Origin of the sequence: Streptomyces niveiscabiei, assembly GCF_033794345.1 — a bacterium.
Lineage (GTDB): Bacteria > Actinomycetota > Actinomycetes > Streptomycetales > Streptomycetaceae > Streptomyces > Streptomyces niveiscabiei.
The window spans coordinates 60,524-82,333 of sequence record NZ_JARAYJ010000034.1 but is presented as its reverse complement, the minus strand read 5'-3'; the positions used below and the strand labels follow the sequence as shown (position 1 = coordinate 82,333).

Below are 21,810 nucleotides of genomic sequence, written 5' to 3'. Positions count from 1 at the left end.
GGGGAGCCGGGATGGGGTCACGGGCGCCCCCCGCCGGGCCACCTCGCCCAGCCAGTACAGGCTTGGTTCCGGGTGGCGGGTGAAGGTTTCGCGGTCGACTGCGATGACGCCGAGGGCGGGTTTCCAGTCGCCTCAGCGGTAGTTGCCGAGGGCGCTCCAGTGGAGGTGGGCGCGGACGTCGATGCCGTCGTCGATCGCGGGGAAGAGGCCGTCCAAGGCGGCTGAGGTGTAGGCGATGCGGCGGGTGTCGTCGGAGGTGGCGATGTCGTTCTCCGTGACCAGGTTGGGAGTGCCGGCGGTGACGGCGGTGTGGCGGACGGCTTTCGCGAGGGCGTCGGGGCGGTAGGGCTTGCCGGTCATGGTGTCGTCGGGGTGTGGGGTTCGAGGCCGTCGGTGCGACTCATTCGCTGGAGTAGGACTGGACGCCTACGAAGTCGTCGTCGCGGGAGGCTTCCAGGGAGAGGTTCTCCCAGGTGTGTTCGAACTCATGGAGTTTCGCCTCCACACCGGGGCGGGCGGTGAGGACGCGGTTCGCGATGCTTCAGCCGACGTCCGCGTCGGTGTGGGTGTGGAGGACCGCGCGGGCCGCGCGGGGGGCCTTGATCAGGGCGGCGCCGATCTCCGAGTCGCGGGCAGGGAGTTGACGGCGGGTCGTGTCGGCGCCGGCGCGGCTTTCGGCGGGGAGGTACTGCCGTTCGACGGTCATCATTGCGAGCATGTTGGGCTCGTTGAGGGTGGCGACCCAGGGGACGCCGTCCAGGATGAGGGCGACGGTCTCGACGTACCGGGTGAAGCGGGCGGTCGCCCGTTCGCCCAGCCCCCGCCCTCCTTCGTGAACCAGCGGGGGCTGGAGAAGTGGTGGAGGGTGAGGACGGGGGGCAGGCCGGGGGAGAGCGCGGTGTCGATCATCCGCCGGTAGAGACCGGACCGTCCGCCTCTGCGGCCGGTACGCTGGCGGGCTGCTGGAGCCAGTCGGCGGCGGGCGCGGGTTCGGAGCCCAGACGGTTGAGGATGACGCCGTGCTGCCTGACCTCGGCCATCGTCTTGGCGAGGGTGCTGGCGAGGTCGTCGAGGTCGTCGAGGTCGTCGTCGGGGACGCGGAGCGGTTCGGGGTCGGGCATGGGGGCGTTCTCCATCTGCGGGGAGGGCAGGACGGAGAAGAGGGTCCGCAGAATCCGCGATTTGGCCGGGCTGCGAGAACCTGGTAGCGGGATGCCGCGCAGAGCGGCGGCATCAGAACCTTCACCGTCCAGGGCGCCCGTCGAGGTAAGACGCGGTTGTCGAGTGTGGCCTGCCGAGGACTGGGCACACCCGTCATGGACCTGGCAACCGCAACTCCGCCACAGCACGGCGGAGTACTCACGCAAGGCTCAAGCGGATCAATTTGTTGTCGCCGTCGCCTTCGTCATGGCTGTCCTGGCCGGTACTGAAGGGGTGGCGTCCGCGCAGACCTTCGCCGCTCCGGGTGCGGCGTCGGCTGATGTCCCCGAACAGGCGTGGGGTTCCGCCGATGGCCGCCCGTCCACGGCGACCGCCGATGCGACCTCGGCCGAGGCGGCTGGCGGGCGGCGTGGGCACACGGCCGCGCCGGGGGAGTTGCCGCTGGAGAGCGGCACCTCGTCCCCGGTCGGCGCCCCGAGCGCCCCGCTCCCCGACGCCGAGACCACACCCGTGTCGGTGGAGACGGCGGACCCGAAGGGTTTCGACGCGGCGACGAGCCGTGAGGTCGCCGCCGAACGGCAGCGCACCTCCCGCACGTTCCAGAACACGGACGGCACCCTCACCACCCGCTTCTACGACGAGCCCGTCAACTTCCAGGACGCGTCGGGGAACTGGAAGCCGATCGACACGACCCTGAAGGAACTGCCAACGAACGGCGGGCTGTCGACGCAGACCGTCAGCGCTTCCACCGACGGCTGGAAGATCACGGCGGGTGACACGGAGACGACGTTCGCCGGGTACGCCGACGGCACTCCCCTCGTCTCCCTCAGGACGAGCGCGGACACCTCGGTCGGCTTCTCGATCCAGGACGCCGCGCATGTGCCGGGCGAGGCCGACGCGAGCACCGTCGTCTACCCGGGCGTGCGCCCGTCGGCGGACGTACGGTTCGTCGCCGGCGGCACCTCGGTCAAGGAAGTCATCACCCTCAACAGCGCCGCCGCTCCCATGGAGTGGGTGTTCCCGCTGCACACCCAGGGGGTGACGGCCCGTCTGGAGCCCACGGGCGCGGTGACGTTCCGCGACGCGGCGGGCGGTGTGCGCGCCACCATGCCGGCCGGCTGGATGGAGGACTCCGACCTCGCCCCCGGCTCCAACCAGGGCGAGATCTCCACCGGCGTCCGCTACGAACTCCTCGACGTCGCCGGCGGCCAGGCCCTGAAGGTGACGCTGGACACCGAGTGGCTGAACGCTCCCGAGCGTGTCTTCCCCGTGAAGGTGGACCCGACCGTCACCACGGTGACCTCTACCAACGCCACTTCCGGCACCTACGTCCAGTCCCCTTACAACGCGGACTTCTCCGGCGACACGAACGTCAAGGTCGGTACCTACGACGGTGGTGGCCACAAGGCGGCGGCGTTCCTGCGGTTCGCCGGTGTGGAGAACACTCTCAAGAACGCCTGGGTGGTCGGCGCCCGTCTCGCGCTGTACAACACGTGGTCGTACTCCTGCACCGCGCGTCCGGTGACGGTCCACGCGATCACGTCGAACTGGGCGGAGTCCACCACCAGGACCTACCCGGGCCCTTCGACCGGGTCGGCGCTCTCTTCGAAGTCCTTCACCCACGGCTGGCGCCCCGAGGGGCAGACCGCGTACCCGTGCGGGGCGGCGGCGTGGGAGTCGATCCCGCTCGGGTCGGCGGGCCGCCAACTCGTCGACGACTGGACGCACGGCCGTAAGAAGAACTACGGCCTGGCGGTGAAGGCGTCGACCACCGATTCCAAGGCGTGGAAGAACTTCGGCTCCGACGACTACCCCAACGGCAAACCGTCCCTGGACGTCACGTGGACGAAGTACGGTGCCACCTACAAGCTCGGTGAGTTCGTCACCCCGATGACGGCAACCTCCGAGGGCGTCTTCAAGGTGACGGTCACCAACCGCGGCCAGCAGACCTGGCCCAAGGGCGGCAACTTCACCCTGCGCTACCTGCTGTTCGACGCGGCCGGCAAGGAGATCACCGACACCGCGAAGATCCGCTGGACGACGATGCCCGCCGATGTCCCCCCGGGCGCAACGGTCACCGTCGACGCGAAGATCGCACCGCTCACACCGGCCGACTACACCCTGGCCTGGACGATGAACGACAACGGCATCGCCACCTTCAGCGGCGCCGGTGTCCCGGTCTCCGCGATGCGCGTGTCCGCCGTCAACGTCCCGCCCTACCTGACCGGCGCGGCCCCGGCCTCCGGAGCCGTCGTCAACACCCTGACCCCGACCCTGTGGGCCTCCGGCGCCGACCGCGACCGCTACCCCAAGGCCCTCCAGTACCAGTTCGAGGTCTGCGAGGTCGAGGGCAAGAACACCCGCAAGAACTGCAAGACCGGCCCGCGCGTCGCCTCCCAGCAATGGGCGGTCACCAGCGGCTGGCTGTCCTGGTCGAAGACGTACGCCTGGTACGGGTACGCCTACGACGGCAGCTCCACCTCCGCGCGCCCCGTCCCGTCCCTGCTGACGACCCAGGTGCCGCAGCCCGCGATCACCAGCCACCTCGGCGGCTCCGACAGCGGACGCAGTTTCGGCGAACGCTCCGGGAACTACGCCACCTCGGCCACGGACGCCGCGATCCCGACCGTCGGCCCCGAACTGTCGGTGACCCGCACCTACAACTCCCAGGACCCGCGCCAGAAGAACGCCTTCGGCGCGGGCTGGGCGACCCGCTGGGACATGCGCGCCACGACCGAGAGCACCGGCAGCGTCGTCCTCACGCTGGCCACCGGCACCCAGGTCCGCTTCGGCAAGAACGCCGACGGCACCTACGCCGCCCCCTCCGGCTCGGCCGGCGTCCTCACGGCCCAGTCCGGCGGCGGCTGGACCCTGCGAGACGGCTCCGCGACCCTGTACACCTTCAGCTCCACCGGACTCCTGACGAAGATCGCCGACGGACACGGCCGCACCCAGGAACTCACCTACACCGACAGCCGCCTGACCCAGGCCAAGGACGTCCTCTCCGGCCGCACCCTCACCTTCACCTGGACCGCCGGGCACGTCACCACCGCCGAGACGAACCCCGTCAACGGCACCGGTACGAGCCTGAAGTGGACCTACACCTACGACGGCGACCGGCTGACGAAGGTCTGCCCGCCGTCCTCGACGACCGCGTGCACCGCCTACACCTACGAGAACGGCAGCCTCTACCGCAGCACCGTGCTGGACGACGGCCCCACCGGATACTGGCGCCTGGGCGAGCCCGAGGGGGAGAGCGCGGCCAGCGAAGCCGTCTCCAACACCGGCCTGAACGACGCCCTGTACCGGGACGTCACCCGCGGCGCGGCGGGCGCACTGGCGGGGACCGGTAACCAGTCCGGGTCCTTCGACGGCACCGATTCCCATCTCGCGCTGCCCGACGACGCCCTGGGTTCCTCCCCGTTCGCGTCGGTGGAACTGTGGTTCCAGACCACCAAGTCCGGCGTGCTGCTCTCTCAGGCCAATGAGCGCATGGAGGACATCGACCCGTCCGTCAGCCAGTCCACCCCGCTGCTCTACGTGGGCACGGACGGCAAGCTGCGCGGCCAGTTCTACTTCCCCGGCACCACCTGGACCCCGCTCACCTCCACCGCCGCGGTCACCGACGGATCCTGGCACCACGTCGTCCTGTCCGGCGCGGGCACCACACAGACCCTCTATCTCGACGGCACGGCGGTCGGCTCCAAGACCGGCGTGATCGACCACCTCGAACAGCGCTACACCTATGTCGGCCTGGGCTGGACCAGCGTCCCCTGGGCTGGCATCGACAAGACCGACCAACTCGGCCACTTCACCGGCCTCATCGACGAGGTCGCCGTCTACGGCCACACCGTGGACGCGAGCACCGCCGCCGACCACTACGCCGCCCGCGCGGCCGTCTCCCGGATCACCAAGGTCACCCTGCCCTCGGGACGTGTCAGCGCCGAGGTGACGTACGACTCCGACACCGAGCGCGTCACCCAGGCCAAGGACAACAACGGCGGGACGTGGAAGGTGTCCGCGCCCTCCTACTCGGCCGGTTCCGCCGCCTACAGCGACACCGTGCGCGCCTCCGGCCCGAACGAGTACTGGCGCCTGGGCGACCGACGCGGCACCATCGCCGCCACCGCCCTCCCCGAGGGATCGGACGGCACCTACGGAGACAACGCCGCCCTCGGCACCTACGGGGCCTTCGCCGCCGGCGACGACACGGCCGTCGGCCTCAACGGCGACTCCTACGTCCAGGTCGCCGACAACTCCCTGACCGGTACCGCCCTGTCGGCGGAACTGTGGTTCCGCACCGACAAGCCCGGCATCCTGCTGACCGAGTCCAACGCCGACATCAGCGAGGACGACGTCCCCACCCGCGCCACCCCGCTGCTGTACGTCGGCACCGACGGCAAGCTGCACGGCCAGTTCTACTCCGACACCACCAACTGGACGCCCCCGGCGTCCAAGAGCACGGTCACCGACAGCCAGTGGCACCACGCCGTCCTCACCGGCAACGGCACCACCTCCGCCCTCTACGTCGACGGTGTTCGTGCCGGCACGGTGTCCGGCACCATCACCCACCTCGACCAGACCCGGATCTTCCTCGGCAAGGGCCGCACCGGCTCCCGCTGGGCTGCCCTCGATTCCACCGACCCCTGGGGACACTTCAGCGGCGCCCTCGACGAAGTCGCCTTCTACCCCAAGGCCCTTACCGCCGCCGAGATCGGCGCACACTACCGCTCCCGCACCGGCATGGTCACCGGCGACGGCCCGCACTACCGGGGCGCCGTCACCGTCGACGCCCCGGCCGGCTACTGGCGCCTCGACGAGGTGAACGGCACGACCGCCCACAGCCAGGTCGCGGTCCTCGACGGCGGCGGCACCTACACCAACGCCACCCTCGGTGCCGACGGCGCCTTCGGCACCGGCGACAACACCGCCGCCACCTTCAACGGCAACGGCTACGCGGAGATACCGGGCGGCATCCTGCGCGGCTCCACGGACCTCGCTGTCGAACTCTGGTTCAAGACCACCAAGGCCGGCGTCCTGGTCGGCGACCAGTCCGCCCCGATGGGCGCCACCGTCACCGGCACCTACGCGCCGCTGCTGTACGTCGGCACCGACGGCAAGCTCAACGGCAAGTTCTTCTCGCCCGGCCTGGGCACCGCGAAGGTCGCCTCCGCGGACACCGTCACCGACGACCAGTGGCACCACGCCGTCGTCACGGCCACCGGCACCGCCCAGACCCTCTACCTCGACGGCGTCCAGGCCGCTACCCTCACCGGAGCCGTCAGCCACCAGTCCAACACCCGCACCTACATAGGCGCCGGCTTCGCCAAGAACTGGCCCGCCGCCCCCGCCGACCCCGGCTACTTCACCGGCCAGATCGACGAAGTCGCCGTCTACCAGCACGGCCTGACGGCAGACCAGGTCGCCGAGCACTACCGCTCCCGCGAACACTCCGGCAGCTCCGCCCTGGCCATGACGGTCACCGTCACCGACCCCGCGGGCGCCACCACCAGCACCACCTACGACGCCCTGCGCGGCCAGCGCCGCACCGCCGCCACCGACGCCGACGGCGGCACCACCACCTACGCCTACGACACCGGCGGCTACCTCCACACCGTCACCGACCCCAACGGCCACTCCACAGTCACCGGCCACGACACGCGCGGCAACACGGTCTCCACGACCACCTGCCGCGACGCCGGCTCCTGCGCCACCAGCTTCACCACCTACTTCCTCAACAGCGCCGATCCGCTCGACCCGCGCAACGACAAACCCCTCACCCAGCGCGACGCCCGCTCCACCGGCCCCGCCGACAACCGCTACCGCACCACCTTCGCGTACAGCACCCTCGGCCTGCCCACCACCGTCACCCGCGCCGACACCACGGCCGCCGTCACCACCTACACCGCGGGCACCGAAGCCGCGGTCGGCGGCGGCACCACTCCGGCGGGCCTGGTCCTCACCCAGACCACCCCCGGCGGCGCGAAGACCTCCTACCGCTACTACGCGGGCGGCGACCTCGCCGAGGTGACCTCGCCCTCCGGCCTGATCACGTCGTACACCTACGACGGCCTCGGCCGGAAGACCGCCGAGAAGCAGGTCTCCGACACCTTCCCCGCCGGCGTCACCACCGCCTACGGCTACGACCAGGCGTCCCGCATCGTCAGCGAGAGCGGCGCGGGCGTGAGGAACGAGATCACCAACACCGTCCACACCGCCGCGATCAGCCGTACCTACGACGCCGACGGCAACCTCCTCACCGAGACCACGAAGGACACCACCGGCGGCGACCCGGAGCGCACCACCACCAACCACTACGACGCCTACGGCCTCAACGACAGCAGCACGGACGCCGAACAGAACACCACCCGCTACGAACACGACCCGTTGGGCCGCGTCACCGCCCAGACCGACCCGGCCGGCACCCGCCTCACCTACACGTACACCGCACGCGGCCAGCACGCCACGACCGTCCTGAAGGACTGGACCGGCGACCCCACCGGCACCACCCGCGACCTCACCGTCGCCGCCAACGCCTACGACCCGGCCGGCCGCCTGGCATCCACCACCGACGCCATGGGCGCCACCACCGCGTACACCTACTACGACGACAACCTCGCCGCCACGACCACCGCCCGCCAGGTCACCCAGGCCGACGGCTCCCGCCACGACATCGTCACGCAGGCCGACACCTACGACCTGGCCGGCCACCTCACCCGCCGCACCACCGGAAACGGCGCCACCGTCCAGACCTTCACCGTCGACGCCCTCGGCCGCACCACCACCGCCGTCCTCGACCCCACCGGCCTGGGCCGCACCACCACCTACACCTACGACAACGACGACCGCGTCACCGAGCAGGCCCAGACCATCACGGGAACCGGCAAGCTCACCACCACCTCCGTCTACGACTCGGCCGGCAACGTCACCCGGCAGACCGCGACCGACGGCACCACCACCCACACCGTCACCACCACCTACGACCGCCGCGGTCTGCCGCTCACCACGGTCAGCCCGCGCGGCAACACCACCGGCGCCGACCCCGCCGCCCACACCACCACCTACCGCTACGACGCCCTCGGACGCCTCATCCAGGAGACCGCCCCCGCGATCCAGGCCGAGGAGAACGGCACCGCCCCCGCCACCCTCAACCCGGTCACCCTGACCGGCTACAACACCTTCGGGGAAGCCACCGAGGCCAAGGACCCCCGAGGCAACGTCACCCGCACCCAGCTCGACCGCCTCGGCCGGACCACCGCCGTCACCCTCCCCGACTACACCCCGCCGGGCACCACCACACCCCTCACGGCCACCTCCCGCACCACCTACACCCCCACCGGCCTCCCGCAGACCGCCACCGACCCGCTCGGCCGCATCACCCGCTACGCCTACGACCAGTTCGGCCAACTGATCTCCCGCACCGACCCGGCGGCCGACGCCGCCACGGCCCTCGCCGCGGAGACCGACCCCGACCTCCTCAACCCCACGAGCACGGACGGCGGCGGCATCACCCGCTACACCTGGACCCCCACCGGTCTCCAGCTGTCGGCCACCGACCCGCTGGGCGCCCGCACCGAATCGACCTACGACGAACTCGGCCGCACCCTCACCGCCACCACCGTCGAGCGCCACCCCACCACGGCCAACCTCGTCTCCCGCTACACCTGGGACGACGCGGACAACCAGACCGCCTCGACCACCCCGGCCGGCATCACCACCACCAGCACCTACAACCCGGCCGGCGAACCCAAGACCGTCACCACCCCCGCCGGAACCACCAAGTTCGACTACGACGGCCTCGGCCGCCGCACCCAGACCACCGACGCCACCAACCGCCGCACGACCACCACCTACAACACCCTCGGCAACATCACCGCCACCACCGACTACGGCACCGGCACCACCGCCCTGCGCACCACGACCGCCGAGTACGACGCCGAAGGCAACCGCACCGCCACGATCTCCCCCCAGACCAACGCCCGCACCACCTACACCTACGACGCCCTGAGCCGCACGACCCAGCAGACCGAACCGGTCACCGCGACCGCGTCGATCACCACCTCCTTCGGCTACGACGCGGCAGGCAACCGCACCCGGCTCACCGACGGCCGAGGCAACACCACCACCTACACCTTCACCCCCTGGGGCCTGCCCGAATCCACCATCGAGCCCTCCACCCCGGTCCACCCGGCAGCATCCGACCGCACCTGGACCACCGCCTACGACAAGGCCGGCCAGGCCGTGACGGAACTCCTGCCCGGCGGCGTGAAACGCGAGAAGACCTACGACGGCCTCGGCCGCCTCACCCGCGAGACCGGCACCGGCGCCGAAGCCCCCACCACCCCCCGCACCCTGGAGTACGACCTCACCGGCCGCCTCACCGCCACCGGCACCGCCGACGGTGTCACCCGCAACACCTACACCTACAACGACCGAGGCCAACTCCTCACCGCAGCCGGCCCCGGCGGTGCCGCCACCTACAGCTACAACGCCGACGGCGCCATGACGATGCGCAAGACCGCGGCGGGCACCACCACCTACGGCTACGACACCGCAGGCCGCATCGACTGGACCACCGACGCGATCACCGGCAACCAGACCTGGTACGACTTCGACGCCGCCGGCCGCCCGAAGCAGGAGCAGTACGCCACCCAACCCGCAGGAGCCACGACCTTCGCGGCGACAGCCAAGCGCGCCTACGCCTACGACGACCTCGGCCGCCTCGCCACCGACACCGTCACCACCATCGACGGCACGACCACGGTCGCCTCCACCACGTACGGCTACGACCTCGACGACAACCTCACCTCGAAGAAGACAACCGGCACCGCGGGCGCAGGAACCAACACCTATGCCTACGACCAGGCCAACCGCATGACGTCCTGGACCAAGGACGGCACCACCACCGCCTACACATGGGACGCCTCCGGCAACCGCACCCAGGCCGGCACGAAGACAGCGACCTTCGACGCCCGCAACCGCCAACTCACCGACGGCACAACGGCCTACACCTACACAGCCCGAGGCACCCTCGCCTCCACCACCGCCGGAACCGGCACCCCGCGCACCCTCACCTCCGACGCCTTCGAACGCAAGATCACCGACGGCGCCACCACCTACACCTACGACTCCCTCGACCGCGTCCAGACCCGAAACACCACGGCCTTCACCTACGACGGCGGCTCCAACAACCTCACCACCGACGGCACCACCACCTACAACCGCACCCCCGACGGCGCCCTCCTCTCCTACACCGACGGCACCACCAAACAGCGGGCCCTCACCGACCAGCACACCGACCTCATCGCCGGCCTCACCCCCGACGCCACCCAGACCTCCGGCTCCACCGCCTACGACCCCTTCGGCACCAAAACCGCCACCACCGGCACCACCCCCGCCGCCGGCTACCAGTCAGGCTGGACCGACCCCACCACCGGCGACGTCAACATGGCCGCCCGCTGGTACCAGCCGGGCACCGGATCCTTCGGCTCACGGGACACCTGGAAACTGGAGCCCAACCCTTCATCGCAGGCGAATCGATACCTGTATGGCGGCGGAAACCCGTTGCTGAGAACCGACCCGACCGGGCACGACTGGACTTGGAAAGACACATTCCATGTCGCGGAAACCTTGATCAGACCGAGCCCTATCGGCGTCTTCTTCACCGTCTTCATGGGAGGCAGCGACAGCATCGGTGACGAGTGCTACGGAATGCCGTGCTACCTCCTCTACACCCCCAACTCAAGCAAAAGCCAGTTCTGCGACACACACGCGTGGACCGTGCAGTGCGGTGGAGCACCGGCTTCGAGCAGCGGGTCGGGTTCCAAGGGTGGCGGAAGCTACCGTGGAGGCGGATCTTCATATCGTGGAGGCGGTTCCTCCTACAAGGACAAGCAGTGCAGCGGCGTGTGCACGGTTCGACCGACAAAGCCTCCCAAACCCCCGATTGACCAGAACCCCAATGACGGTCTGCATCCCAGTACTGCCCCCGACCGCCCGATCGCTTTGCCGGACTGGGCCCCAGGACTTGCTGGGTGGACTGTTGCCCAAGGGGTTGACCTGGTCGTCGGCGGCGCGAGGGTTCTCGGTCTCCTGGCGAGCAAGATCTTCGACCCCGAGGACTTGATCGATCTGCTGCCCATTCCGAAGGGCGAGCCGGGAGGGAAGAATGACGGCCGTGATCGTCAGGACGAGAAGTGCGATGACGGTCCAGGCGTGAGTCTCACGGGACACGCGGTGTATCTGCCGCGTGAGCGGTACTACGACACCTTTGAGAAGCGCTGGGAATGCCGGGCGACCGGGGTATACGGTCTGCTTGATGCGAGTGACTACAACAAGTTGCGTAAGAGGCCAGGAACCAACACCAATGACTCGACGCAGCCTCCGGGGATTAATGAGATATATGGACAGGGTTACAAGGGTGTCAACGGCCATCTGATCCCAGCCACATCAACCGGTTCCGGGATCGATCTGCGCAACCTTGTGGCAGAATACGAGAAGGCTAATCATCCCTACATCAGTTACACCGTTGAAAGGGATATCTGGAAGGCTGTCACGTCGGGGAAGCATCTAAAGATTTCCGTGACCCCGCACTATGGAAATAGTGGTAGTGGCATCCCGACCGAGATTGAGTACAATTACGGAACCCTAGAAGATGGCGATATGAAGCACTGTGTGATTACTCAGTCACCTACAGGTGGCACTACCCGGGGTAGTGCGGATTGTCCGCAGAGGCCACGGCGATGAGGGAGAACTACCTCAAGCTTGTTCTGGAAATGCTCGGCAATCCGCTGCGGCGGTACGCAGACCCCGAGGCGTGGCATAGGCTGGAGAACGATCTGGGGGTGATCCTGCCGGCGGACTACAAGGAGATCGTCGATGCTTACGCTCCCGTTGACATCAATGGTCATCTGTCCCTGTATCACCCGGCGACCGATCGTTGGAACCTGGGCGAAGAGATACGCGACATGTCGGATGCGTGGTCGGAGATTGAGTGGGGCGAGGATGAAATTGAGGGAGACCCTCGTCTCTCGCTTGGCGTATCCGAACTGCTCTTCGGTACACCTGACGGTCTAATTCCGCTTGCCAGCACGGATCGGCGCGAGGTCATCTTCTATGCACCCCGGGGAGCTTCGGGTAAAGGGGCGCTTTTTATCGAGGGCGGAACCTATGAATTTTTCGAGTTCTCCTTCTCCTTCGCAGAGTGGCTCTACCGCTGGCTGATCGGTGAGGAGGTCACCGGACCGGGGGGCAGCGCTTTCTATCCGGGGCCTGTGGCGCTTAGAGATCTCCCCATGTCTTCCGGGGAACGTCCGGAGACTCGCTACGGTCCGCCTCGCGGTATGTGATCAAGGCATTCCGTTACTTGGAGTGCGCCTGCCTGGGGCCGGACCGGTGACACCGGTCCGGACCGTTCTGCCAGGTCAGGAGTGCGGACAGGCCATTGGAGGTGCGAGGCGGCATAGCGCTTCAGCAGCCTGTTGAGGAACGACGCCGTTGCCGAGTGCGGTGAGCTGGGCCGGTCGTCCGAGTCCGGGGGTGGCGGTGACCCAGCCGGGGTCCAGGCCCTGCATCCACTCCACGAAGTCGGCGCGGAGCCGTCCGGCCGCGTCGGTGGGCGGTGGCGCGGGGCGGGTGAGCGTCTCCCATCGGGCGATGGCGGCTGCGTAGGCTCCCCATCGCTGGTCGGCGTCGTTTCCGTCCAGAGCGGCAGCGCCGTCGCCGGGAGCGGCTGGCGTCGTCCCCTGCCGGGCCGGCGCTCCCGGGTGACCGGGCTGCTGGGGCGCAGGGACGCCGCTGCGCTCGGCAGGGTCAAGTCCCCGTTGCCGTGACGCTGGTTGGGCGAGCCCTTGATCCCGTCCGACGCCTTCGGGGTCGGCAGGAGCCACTCCACCTCGTCGGCCAGGTTCGGCCCGTGGCCTCCGCTCTTGCGCTTGGCGGGGTGCTGTGAGCCGCCGTTCTTCGCGATGTTGCTGGTCGGCGTCTTCAGCAGGGTCCCCGGCGGGCCAGGCGGTGAGGAAGACGCGCTCGCGGCGGTGGGGTGCTCCGACGTCGGAGGCGCGAAGCACGAGCCATTTCGCGTCGTACCGGAGGTCGGCCAGGGAGCCGAGTACGGCGCCGAGTGCCCGCACAGGACGCTGGTCTGGGGTGTCTCCCAGACACCACGGGCAGAGTTCCACGTCGCCAGGGGAACCGGCGGGTGAGGTGAGGAGGCCGCGGACATTCTCGATCACCACCAAACAGGGGCGGAGGGCCTCGACCGCACGGGCGACGTGCAGCCACAGCCCGGAACGGGTCTGGGAGTTGAGCCCGGCGCGGCGGCCGGCGACCGAGACGTCTTTGACAGGGGAACCCCGCCGTCAGGACGCACACCCCGGGGACGGTGGACCAGTCGACGGTCGTGATGTCGCCGAGGTTGGGGACGCCGGGCCAGTGGCGGGCCAGGATGCGGGAGGCGTTGGGGTCGGTCTCGGCGTGCCAGGCCACGCGGGCGCCGTAGACGGCTTCGGCGGCGAGGTCGAGGCCGCCGTATCCGCTGCACAGGGAGCCGATGGTGCGGTGCGACGGCATGTCAGAGGCTTCGGGTGGTACGGGGAACGGGCGGGGAAGGGGTGGCCGGAGGTGCTGGTGCTGTGGCGGAGGAGGGGCGCACGGCGGGGGTGGTGCGGGTCAGGGCGGCGCGGGTGCGGCCGTCGTCGGGTGCGTCGACCGCATCTGCGGCTCGGCGCAGGCCGGTTGCGGCGTCGGTGAGGCTTTTACGGGCGGCCTCCAGATACAGCGGTACGCGGGACTCGTCCGGTTCTCCGGTGCCGGGGAGCCGGGAGTGGACGGCGGGGACGGCGGCGTCGCCGAGCGCGGTGAAGGCGTCGCCGATCTTCGGGACGGCGGCCACGCAGGCGAGGGTGATACGGGGGTCGGTCTCGGGGTGGCACAGGGCGGTGCGGAGGTCGCCGAGGAGGTTTCGGCCGGTGAGCAGGAGGCGTTCGGCGTCACGGGTGAGGCGCATGACGCCGAAGCCGTCGAACGGCTCGTGCCCGTCGGGGAGTTGGGCGGCGAAGGCGGTGAGGAAGTCGGCGGTCGTGCGGAGTTGGTCGGTGGTGGGCATGGGGTGGGTCTTCCGGTCTCGCGGGGAAGGTCGGGGAGCCTCGGACTGGGCGCCGGGCGTGAGGGAGGGGTCAGCCGTGTCCGCGAGAGGGAGGTCGCACGGAGGTTGGACCGGGGGCAGAGCCGGGCTGGGCCGAGGGCGGTGGGCCTGAGCGTGGAGCGCTGCGGGCGAGGGCGGCGTGTGCCTGCGCAGGAGGCGGCCCGTTGAGTGAAGGACCTGGTAGTGGCGGCGCCGGAGCGGGGCTGCCGTTTGCGGTCTGCCAGCGGGCGCGGACGTCGTCGAGTGGGCCGAGCGCGTCCAGGGCGTGGTTGATGAGCCGTCCGGGGGCCAGGGCCTCGTTCTCCGCCAGGGCCCGGATGGCGCGTGCCGAGGTGGCCGCCGTGCGGGTGAGCGAGGAGCGGATCACCAGTTCGCCGAGCCATTCGGGGCTGCCGGGGCCGACGCCGTCGCAGATGGCGGTGAGCTGCTCGCCCGAGAGCGTGCCGTCGGCCAGCAGGCCGCGCCGCTGGGCCTCCCAGAGCAGGGTGATCCGGTCGATGGGCTCGCTGCGGTGGTGCAGCGCGCCGAGACAGCGGTAGAGCTGTCCGTGGGCGGGGTCGGCGAAGTCGCCCGGCCGCAGCCAGCCGACCACCTCGTCCATGGCCTTCGGCTGTTCGGTGAGGAGCGCCAGGAGGAACCGCTCGTCCTCGGCGACCCGGTCGGCCCGGACCGGCGGCGGGGCGGAGATGGCGGGCGGCGGAGCGGTGGGCGGGACCGGGCGCGGCTCGGTTCCCCACCGCCGCGCGAGATCGCCGAGCACCCCGGTGAGAACGTCCGCGTGGTGCAGGGCTCCTTCGACCTCACCCCGGAGCGCGTCGGCACGCGCGGCCTGATGGAGACGGATCGCGTGCTTCGTGATGCTGCGGTGGATCGCACCCTCCAGCACCATGCGGCCGTACACCGGGGCGTGCGCGGAACGCGGACACGACTGGACCAGGGCGTGGGCGTACGACGCGGTCAGCCCCCGTACGTGGAGGCCGGCCTCGTCGACCGCGTCGTTCACCCAGGACAGCGGTACGGGCTTCGCCGTCAGCGCGGGGTGGCCGTCGTCGCGGAGTTTGCGCAGCGCGGCGAACAGCGCCTGGTGGACCGGCCGGTAGAAGTGATCGGGTGCCAGCCAGCCCAGATGCGAGAGCTGGCCCGGATCGAGCAGCACGGAGCCGAGTACCGCCTGCTCGGCGCGCAGCAGCGGGTTCATCGCCGGCCGTCCGTGCCGGAGGCCGCAGGCTCGTTCTGCCGGATCCGCAGGACGGCGACCGCCTGGTCGGCGGCGGCCATCGCCGTGGCGAAGCCGTCCAGCGTGTCGGCGAACGCGGGATCGGTGACGAGGACCGAGCCGGAAGCGGTGACCAGCCGCCAGCGGCCGTCGCGCCGGACCATCGGCGACAGGCCGGGGCACCGTCCGGAGTGCGGCGGAGAAGAAGGCGCAGACATGGAAGGGCTCCTGAAGAGGCGGGAGGAGGTCACGTCGTGAGGTCGAAATCGGCCTGAACGGGGGAGCCCGAACGGCAGGACCAGGGGGAGCAGCCGTCCGGCTCGCCGTTCTCCAGGTCGGCGTCCGCGAGCGCGTCGAAGAGGTCGCCCTGACGTCCGGACCACTCGTGGGCGGTGATCCGGTCGATCGGCGCCTGGTCCAGAGGCCGGCGGCTGCGGTGCAGGTATGCCTGGCCGAGCAGCGGGGTTCCCTCGGCGGTCGCTCGGGCGTTGCCCGACCGGATCGCGGCATCGAATTCGACGACGTCACGCCACTCCTGGGGAGAGCTGTCGCGCAGGGCCCGCCACTGGGCGTTGCCGTGGTACGGGCACCCAAGGCACGCACTTTTCGGGGTCTGGCCGAAACCGCGGGAACGAAGCAGCCGCAGGCAGTCCGACCGGGAGACCCCGGTCTCGATCAGCGGGAACCGGTTCTTCATGTAGGCGACGTCCGCGTCCTTCGCCCGCGAGAACTCGTCCACCGAGATGCCGATCCACTGCTCGACGTGGACCCCGGCGGGAATGCGCTGCGGATAGGGGTGTCCGAGCAGTTCGCGAACCTTCTCCTTGATCGGCCGGATCTTGTACAGACCGGTGCACTGGCGCCGTGACATCCCTTCGCCGCCGGTCGGGTTGAGGATGTGCCTCCCGCTCGATCCGGTCGAGATGGTCGTAGACGGCCCGGGGCTCCCAGCCCGTGTCCGCGAAAATCGCTGCGTCCAGACCGGGAAGATGGCCCTCGGCGGACATGAGCAGCAGACAGGTCGACTGAACCCCGGCACCCAGCGAGAGCACCTTCAGCGCCGGGGCGCTCATGCCGTCGGTCCGAAGCCGTCGTGGCCCGCGGCCTTGGCGAGGGCCCGTTCGGTGATGGCCTTCGTCGCGCGGGCGGAGGCCGGGCCGATCACCTTGGCGGAGGGCTCCTTGTACCAGGGCCGCAGGTCGAGCATGGCGACGCGGATGCCGGTGGCCAGCAACAGGGCCTTGCCCTTGGGGAGCGCGCGGATCGCGTCGGGCGGCAGGACCCGTTCGGTGCGCATGCTCACCGAGGTGGACTTGCCGCTGTCGCTGGTCGACACCGAGGTGGTCTGGACGTCGTGGTCACCGACCTGCCTGCTGAGCCGGTCGGCGAAGTCGGCGTCGTCGATCCCCGATCCGATGATCTTGACGGTGGCGGCGGACCAGAGGGCGTCCATGCCGGTCTCGCCCTACAGCCGCAACGCTCGGCGATGATCACGGCCGCGTGCATCACGGCGTCGGCCGCCGCCGCGATGATCGAGCCGGCGCTGCCGTCGCCGTCCTTGCTGGCCGGCATCGAAAAGTCCGCTGTATGTGCTCTGATCAGCCAGAACGTCGTCGCGAAGCATCAGGCGGCACGAGCTGTCACGTCCCTTGCTGATCTCCCCACTCGGCGGCAGCCCCGCGACCCCGGCCCGGCGTGGCAGCGGCCCGCGCGGTCCCCGCTCGGCGGCGGCCCCGCGGTCACGCCCTGATCCGTCGGCCAGCCGCTAACGGGTCGCGGCCTCGATCTGTGCCAGGTGTGCCGCGAGGATCTCCTCGAACGCGGCGGTGCGGTCCGCGCCGAGGGGGCGGATTTCGCGGGCGAAGTGGGAGAGGGCGGGGAAACGTTCGGGGTCGGCGCCCAGGACTGCCACGCGGAACAGTTCGAGGCCCTGTTCCCGCTCCTCGGCGGTGATCGCGCCGGCCTCGGAGGCGATGAGGGAGGCGATCAGGACGGCGAGCCGGTGGTAGCGCGCCGGGATCTCCTCGTCCGGGAGGCCGGCCGCGCGGAGTGCCTGGAGAACTTCCTCCATGACCAGGCGGGACCCGGTGCCGCTCGACGCGTACCGCCCCCAGACCGCGGCGAGTTCGGGCTGGCTCCCGAAGGCGTCGCGCAGTCGCAGCGCGAGCGAGGTGAGGCGCTGCTTCCAGTCGCCGTCGGTGCGGTGGCCGTCCATGGCGGTGAGGAGGATCCGGTCGGCGACCGCGCGCAGCAGCTCCGTCTTGTTGCGGAAGTGCCGGTAGAGGCTGGAGGAGTCGGTGCCGAGGGTCGCGGCGAGCTTGCGCAGGCTGAAGGAGTCCGGGTCGCTCGTGCGCAGCAACTCCGCCGCCACGTCCAGGATCTCGTCGGTCGACCAACGCTTCCGGCCTGCCATCGTGCCCCTCTCGCCCGCGTCCCACTGCCTCTTGGCCCATGTCAGCCTAACCTATGCACTTGGTGTTGCACGCACCGCGTGCATAATGTTGGCGTCAGTCCGGACCAGGCATGCGAAAGGACCTTCGACGTGAAGAACCCCCTGAATTCAGCCGAGTTGGACGCGGCCCTCGACGCCGTCCACCGCGCGGGCGTACCCGGCGTCTTCGCCGAGGTGCGCGACGGCGACCAGGTCTGGCGCGGCGCCGCCGGAGTCGCCGACGTCGGGACCGGCCGCCCCGTCACCCCCGACCTGCGTCACCGCGTCGGCAGCACCACGAAGACCTTCACCGCGGCGGCGGTGCTCCAGCAGGTCGAGCACGGCACCGTCGATCTCGACGCGCCGATCGGCCGCTACCTCCCGAAGCTGGTTCCGGGGGAGCGCGGCGACGCCATCACCGTACGGATGCTGATCAACCACACCAGCGGCCTCGCGGAGTATCTCCCGTACGCCTACCCGTCGTTGAGCGCGTATCCCGTCCTCGCGGACACCAGCCCCGAGAGCCTGGACGACCACCGGTTGACCCGCTTCGACCCCCTCGGTCTGATCGAGATGGGCGTCACCGCACCCGCCGTCTGCGCGCCGGGTGGTGCGCCGGGGGTGTACTCCAACACCAACTACCTGCTGCTGGGGCAGCTGTTGGAGCATGTGACGGGGGCGACGGCCGAGGCGTACATCACCCGGCACGTCATCGAACGCGCCGGCCTCCAGGACACGGAGTTTCCCGCCGGTCCGCACATCGAGGGCCCGCACTCGCGGCTCTACGAGTCCTGGTTCGGCATGATCGACCCGCCCCGCGACTACAGTGTCTTCGACATGTCCTGGGTGGGCCCGGCGGCCTCGCTGATATCGACCCTCTCGGACGTCAACCGCTTCTACGCCAAGCTCCTCGCGGGAGAGATCGTCGGCCAGGAGTCCCTGGCGGAGATGCGGCGGACCGTCCCGGTCGTCTCCCAGGAGGGCAAGGTGATCGAATACGGCCTCGGTCTGTACCCGACGGAAGTCGCCGGTGCCACGTACTGGGGACACGGCGGCACCGTCTGGGGCGGCGGAACGTTGGCCATGACCCGCGCGGACGGCGGACGGCAACTGGCGGTCGCGGTCAACCTCCAGCGGTGGAACCGCCTCGACACCTCCGGCAGACCCCAACCGCACGCCATCGACGGGGCGTTGGGCGAACTGCTCCGCGCGGCGACACAGGGCTGATCCGACCCGGCCCCCACTCGCCCGGAGCTGGGCCTGCCCCCCCGCTCCCCATCACGCGCGGCCCTCGACCGCCCGGAGCGACGCCCGCTCTCCTCCCGTCACGCCCAGCACCTGCCCGCCCGGAGTCGGGTCGGCCCCCCTCCCGTCACGCCCGGGGGCCGCGCCCACCCCCTTCCCGTCGCCCCCGGCACCCGAGCGCCCGGAGAGCGGGGGGGCTGCCCCACTCCTGGCCCACCCGGAGCAGGGGTTTGCCCCCCTCCCGTCACGCCAGGGCCGCGCCTGCCCCCCTTCCCGTCACACCCAGCACCCGTCCGCCCGGAGCCGAATGTCCGCCCCACCCCCTCCCGTCCCGCCCGACCCCCGCCCCGCCGAAGCCGCGCCCACCCCCGCCCCCGTCCCCCCGTCACCCCCTGGCCAGCCGCAGGCTCTCCTCCACCGCATGCGGAATATCCACCACCGGAAACAGCGTGTGCCGCACGGCCCCCTCTCCATCCGCGACGAGGATCAGCCGCTTGTGCCGCAGCCGCCCCGCCCCCCGGAACGTCGGCAGCCGCAGCGCGGCGGTCACCTCATGGCCGGCGTCCGATACCAGGGGGTACGGAATCCCCTCGGCCCGAGCGAACGCGGCCTGTTCCTCGGGGAGTTGTGTGCTGATGCCGCACAGCGACACCCCCGCACGCCGGAACGACGGCCACGCCTCCCGGAAGAGCCGATGCTCCAGCGTGCACCCCGCCGCTCCCGGAATCTCCCCCCACTCGACGCCCGTACCGGGATAGGCGAACACCACGCCCGCGACGGCCCCCGGCGACACCAGCGCCGAGGGCAGCCGCGCCCCCACCAGCCCCCGTACGCGAGCCTGCTCGGCCCCCTCCTCCTCGGCGGACGCGGTCAACTGCCCGTCGCCCAGCACCCATCGGTCCCCCCAGTCCTGCATGGCGACGAGCAGCGGCAGCAGCGCCGTACCGGCGTCGGTGAGCAGGTACTCGTACCGCACGGGCCGCCGCTGGTACAGGCTCCGCCGCAGCACGCCCTGCGCGACCAGCTTCCCCAGCCGCTCGGTGAGGACCTTGCGGGACAGGCCGATCTCGGCCGCGAGCGCGTCGAACCGGACGTGGCCGCGGGCGACTTCGCGCAGCACCAGTACGTTCCACCAGTCGCCCAGGACGAGGGCGGCCTGGGCGATGCCGCAGGTCTCGTCGGCGTTGTGCATCCTCATGGACCCATAGTAGGTTCCTTTTCGGGACTCACTTTGTTTCCAGTCGGAACTTAAGAGCTGCCCGCAGCCGCCGGCATCCGTCCGGTGTCGCGCGGGCCCAGCGTGAGGAGACGTGTCGTGACCGCGATCAGCAGGGTCGTCGCCCGGGAGATCATCGACAGCCGGGGCAACCCGACCGTCGAGGTGGACGTGGAGCTGAAGGACGGCTCCCTCGGCCGCGCCGCCGTCCCCTCGGGCGCCTCGACCGGCGCCCGGGAGGCCGTCGAACTGCGGGACGGCGACCCGCACCGCTTCCACGGCAAGGGAGTCCGCCGCGCGGTCGACGCCGTGAACGAGAGCGTCGCGGACGCGGTCGTCGGCCTCGACGCCGAGGACCAGGCGACCGTCGACGCCACGATGATCGAGCTGGACGGCACGCCCACCAAGTCGCGCCTCGGCGCCAACGCCCTGCTCGGCGTCTCGCTCGCCACCGCCAAGGCCGCTGCCGCCGCCCACCGGCTGCCGCTCTACCGCTACGTCGGCGGTGTCGACGCGCGGCTCCTGCCCGTGCCGATGATGAACATCGTCAACGGCGGCGCCCACGCCGACAACCCGCTCGACTTCCAGGAGTTCATGATCGCCCCCATCGGCGCGGCGACCTTCGCCGAGGCCGTCCGGATGGGCTCCGAGGTCTTCCACACCCTGCGCGCGAGCCTCCTCGCCGCAGGCCACAGCGTCAACGTCGGGGACGAGGGCGGGTTCGCGCCCGACCTGCGCACGGCCGACGAGGCGCTCGACTTCGTCGTCCGGGCGATCGAGCGCAGCGGCTACAAGCCCGGCACCGACATCACCCTCGTCATGGACCCGGCCGCCTCCGAGTTCTTCCGGGACGGGGTGTACGACTACGCCGGGGAAGGCGTACGCCGCACCCCCGGCGAACACGCCGCGTACCTCGCCGGGCTCGTCGAGCGCTACCCCGTCGCCTCCATCGAGGACCCGATGGGCGAGGACGACCACGAGGGCTGGCGCGACCTGACCGCGAGCCTCGGCGACCGCTGCCAGCTCACCGGCGACGACGTCTTCTGCACGAACGAGACCCTTCTGAGCGCCGGCATCCGCGACGGCGTCGCCAACTCGATCCTGGTGAAGGTCAACCAGATCGGCACCCTCACGGAGACCCTCGCCACGGTGTCCACGGCCCACCGCGCCGGCTACACCGTCGTCATGTCCCACCGCTCCGGCGAGACCGAGGACACGACGATCGCCGACCTCGCCGTCGCGACGGGCTGCGGCCAGATCAAGACCGGTTCCCTCTCCCGCGCCGACCGGACCGCCAAGTACAACCAGCTCGTGCGGATCGAGGAGGAGCTGGGGGCGCAGGCGCGGTACGCGGGGGCGGCGGCGCTGGGGCTGCGCCGCTGACGGGAAGAAGTTGA

Annotated in this window: 14 protein-coding genes and 3 pseudogenes; 5 read left to right on the top strand and 12 right to left on the bottom strand. The window is 70.4% G+C overall.

Features of this window, described 5'->3' with window-relative positions; all coding sequences use genetic code 11:
• Positions 1-132: 132 nt before the first annotated feature.
• From PV682_RS34270 to PV682_RS34260, 3 genes are all read right to left on the bottom strand, one after another.
• Positions 133-360 (bottom strand): hypothetical protein, encoded by a 228-nt coding sequence (locus tag PV682_RS34270; protein WP_319735653.1) that lies wholly within the window; start codon positions 358-360, stop codon positions 133-135.
• A gap of 181 nt (positions 361-541) precedes the next feature.
• Positions 542-718 carry a hypothetical protein gene (locus tag PV682_RS34265; protein ID WP_319735652.1) on the bottom strand — a complete coding sequence of 59 codons (177 nt, stop codon included), beginning with the start codon at positions 716-718 and terminating at the stop codon, positions 542-544.
• A gap of 187 nt (positions 719-905) precedes the next feature.
• On the bottom strand, positions 906-1,121 hold the full coding sequence (locus PV682_RS34260) for a hypothetical protein (protein ID WP_319735651.1): 216 nt from the start codon (positions 1,119-1,121) through the stop codon (positions 906-908).
• Between the two features lie 286 nt (positions 1,122-1,407).
• On the opposite strand from PV682_RS34260, the gene PV682_RS34255 reads away from it, so the two are divergent.
• Positions 1,408-11,907 (top strand): LamG-like jellyroll fold domain-containing protein, encoded by a 10,500-nt coding sequence (locus tag PV682_RS34255; RefSeq protein WP_319735650.1) that lies wholly within the window; start codon positions 1,408-1,410, stop codon positions 11,905-11,907.
• Positions 11,904-12,509, top strand: coding sequence for an SMI1/KNR4 family protein (locus PV682_RS34250; protein WP_319735649.1), 606 nt, complete (start codon positions 11,904-11,906; stop codon positions 12,507-12,509). Before PV682_RS34255 ends, PV682_RS34250 begins: the two co-directional genes overlap by 4 nt.
• A 75-nt stretch (positions 12,510-12,584) precedes the next feature.
• Here PV682_RS34250 and PV682_RS34245 read toward each other — a convergent pair.
• The 7 genes and pseudogenes from PV682_RS34245 to PV682_RS34215 form a co-directional block, all read right to left on the bottom strand.
• Positions 12,585-13,454, bottom strand: a pseudogene (locus PV682_RS34245) (DNA cytosine methyltransferase); the annotation flags it as partial.
• A gap of 121 nt (positions 13,455-13,575) precedes the next feature.
• Positions 13,576-13,731: pseudogene (locus tag PV682_RS34240) on the bottom strand (DNA cytosine methyltransferase); the annotation flags it as partial.
• Position 13,732: 1 nt separating this feature from the next.
• Positions 13,733-14,266 carry a hypothetical protein gene (locus PV682_RS34235; RefSeq protein ID WP_319735648.1) on the bottom strand — a complete coding sequence of 178 codons (534 nt, stop codon included), beginning with the start codon at positions 14,264-14,266 and terminating at the stop codon, positions 13,733-13,735.
• Between the two features lie 70 nt (positions 14,267-14,336).
• Positions 14,337-15,503, bottom strand: coding sequence for a DnaB-like helicase N-terminal domain-containing protein (locus tag PV682_RS34230; RefSeq protein WP_319735647.1), 1,167 nt, complete (start codon positions 15,501-15,503; stop codon positions 14,337-14,339).
• Complete coding sequence (locus tag PV682_RS34225) at positions 15,500-15,739, bottom strand: hypothetical protein (RefSeq protein ID WP_319735646.1); 240 nt, start codon at positions 15,737-15,739, stop codon at positions 15,500-15,502. The genes PV682_RS34230 and PV682_RS34225 overlap by 4 nt, the downstream gene beginning before the upstream one ends.
• Before the next feature lie 29 nt (positions 15,740-15,768).
• Positions 15,769-16,392, bottom strand: coding sequence for a hypothetical protein (locus tag PV682_RS34220; RefSeq protein ID WP_319735645.1), 624 nt, complete (start codon positions 16,390-16,392; stop codon positions 15,769-15,771).
• Between the two features lie 198 nt (positions 16,393-16,590).
• A pseudogene (locus PV682_RS34215) lies at positions 16,591-17,084 on the bottom strand (TraM recognition domain-containing protein); the annotation flags it as partial.
• Between PV682_RS34215 and PV682_RS34210 the strand changes: the two are divergent.
• Positions 17,008-17,271, top strand: coding sequence for a hypothetical protein (locus tag PV682_RS34210; protein WP_319735671.1), 264 nt, complete (start codon positions 17,008-17,010; stop codon positions 17,269-17,271). The pseudogene PV682_RS34215 and the gene PV682_RS34210 overlap by 77 nt on opposite strands.
• A gap of 15 nt (positions 17,272-17,286) precedes the next feature.
• On the opposite strand, the gene PV682_RS34205 is transcribed toward PV682_RS34210, so the two are convergent.
• Complete coding sequence (locus PV682_RS34205) at positions 17,287-17,934, bottom strand: TetR/AcrR family transcriptional regulator (RefSeq protein ID WP_319735644.1); 648 nt, start codon at positions 17,932-17,934, stop codon at positions 17,287-17,289.
• Positions 17,935-18,063: 129 nt separating this feature from the next.
• Between PV682_RS34205 and PV682_RS34200 the strand changes: the two genes are divergently transcribed.
• Positions 18,064-19,179 carry a serine hydrolase domain-containing protein gene (locus PV682_RS34200; protein WP_319735643.1) on the top strand — a complete coding sequence of 372 codons (1,116 nt, stop codon included), beginning with the start codon at positions 18,064-18,066 and terminating at the stop codon, positions 19,177-19,179.
• A 403-nt stretch (positions 19,180-19,582) separates the two neighbouring features.
• On the opposite strand, the gene PV682_RS34195 is transcribed toward PV682_RS34200, so the two are convergent.
• Positions 19,583-20,395: a winged helix-turn-helix transcriptional regulator gene (locus PV682_RS34195; RefSeq protein ID WP_319735642.1), complete on the bottom strand. Its 813-nt coding sequence runs from the start codon at positions 20,393-20,395 to the stop codon at positions 19,583-19,585.
• Positions 20,396-20,512: 117 nt separating this feature from the next.
• Between PV682_RS34195 and eno the strand changes: the two genes are divergently transcribed.
• The gene (gene eno / locus PV682_RS34190) at positions 20,513-21,796 is read left to right on the top strand and encodes a phosphopyruvate hydratase (RefSeq protein ID WP_319735641.1); all 1,284 of its coding nucleotides are present in this window, start codon (positions 20,513-20,515) and stop codon (positions 21,794-21,796) included.
• Positions 21,797-21,810: the final 14 nt, after the last annotated feature.

Coding starts and splice junctions, on each gene's coding strand:
- PV682_RS34235 (WP_319735648.1), bottom strand. CDS start 14,266: ATGCCCACCACCGACCAACTCCGCACGACCGCCGACTTCCTCACCGCC.
- PV682_RS34255 (WP_319735650.1), top strand. CDS start 1,408: ATGGCTGTCCTGGCCGGTACTGAAGGGGTGGCGTCCGCGCAGACCTTC.
- PV682_RS34225 (WP_319735646.1), bottom strand. CDS start 15,739: ATGTCTGCGCCTTCTTCTCCGCCGCACTCCGGACGGTGCCCCGGCCTG.
- PV682_RS34195 (WP_319735642.1), bottom strand. CDS start 20,395: ATGAGGATGCACAACGCCGACGAGACCTGCGGCATCGCCCAGGCCGCC.
- PV682_RS34270 (WP_319735653.1), bottom strand. CDS start 360: ATGACCGGCAAGCCCTACCGCCCCGACGCCCTCGCGAAAGCCGTCCGC.
- PV682_RS34220 (WP_319735645.1), bottom strand. CDS start 16,392: ATGTCACGGCGCCAGTGCACCGGTCTGTACAAGATCCGGCCGATCAAG.
- PV682_RS34230 (WP_319735647.1), bottom strand. CDS start 15,503: ATGAACCCGCTGCTGCGCGCCGAGCAGGCGGTACTCGGCTCCGTGCTG.
- PV682_RS34205 (WP_319735644.1), bottom strand. CDS start 17,934: ATGGCAGGCCGGAAGCGTTGGTCGACCGACGAGATCCTGGACGTGGCG.
- PV682_RS34265 (WP_319735652.1), bottom strand. CDS start 718: ATGCTCGCAATGATGACCGTCGAACGGCAGTACCTCCCCGCCGAAAGC.
- PV682_RS34260 (WP_319735651.1), bottom strand. CDS start 1,121: ATGCCCGACCCCGAACCGCTCCGCGTCCCCGACGACGACCTCGACGAC.
- PV682_RS34250 (WP_319735649.1), top strand. CDS start 11,904: ATGAGGGAGAACTACCTCAAGCTTGTTCTGGAAATGCTCGGCAATCCG.
- PV682_RS34210 (WP_319735671.1), top strand. CDS start 17,008: ATGATCACGGCCGCGTGCATCACGGCGTCGGCCGCCGCCGCGATGATC.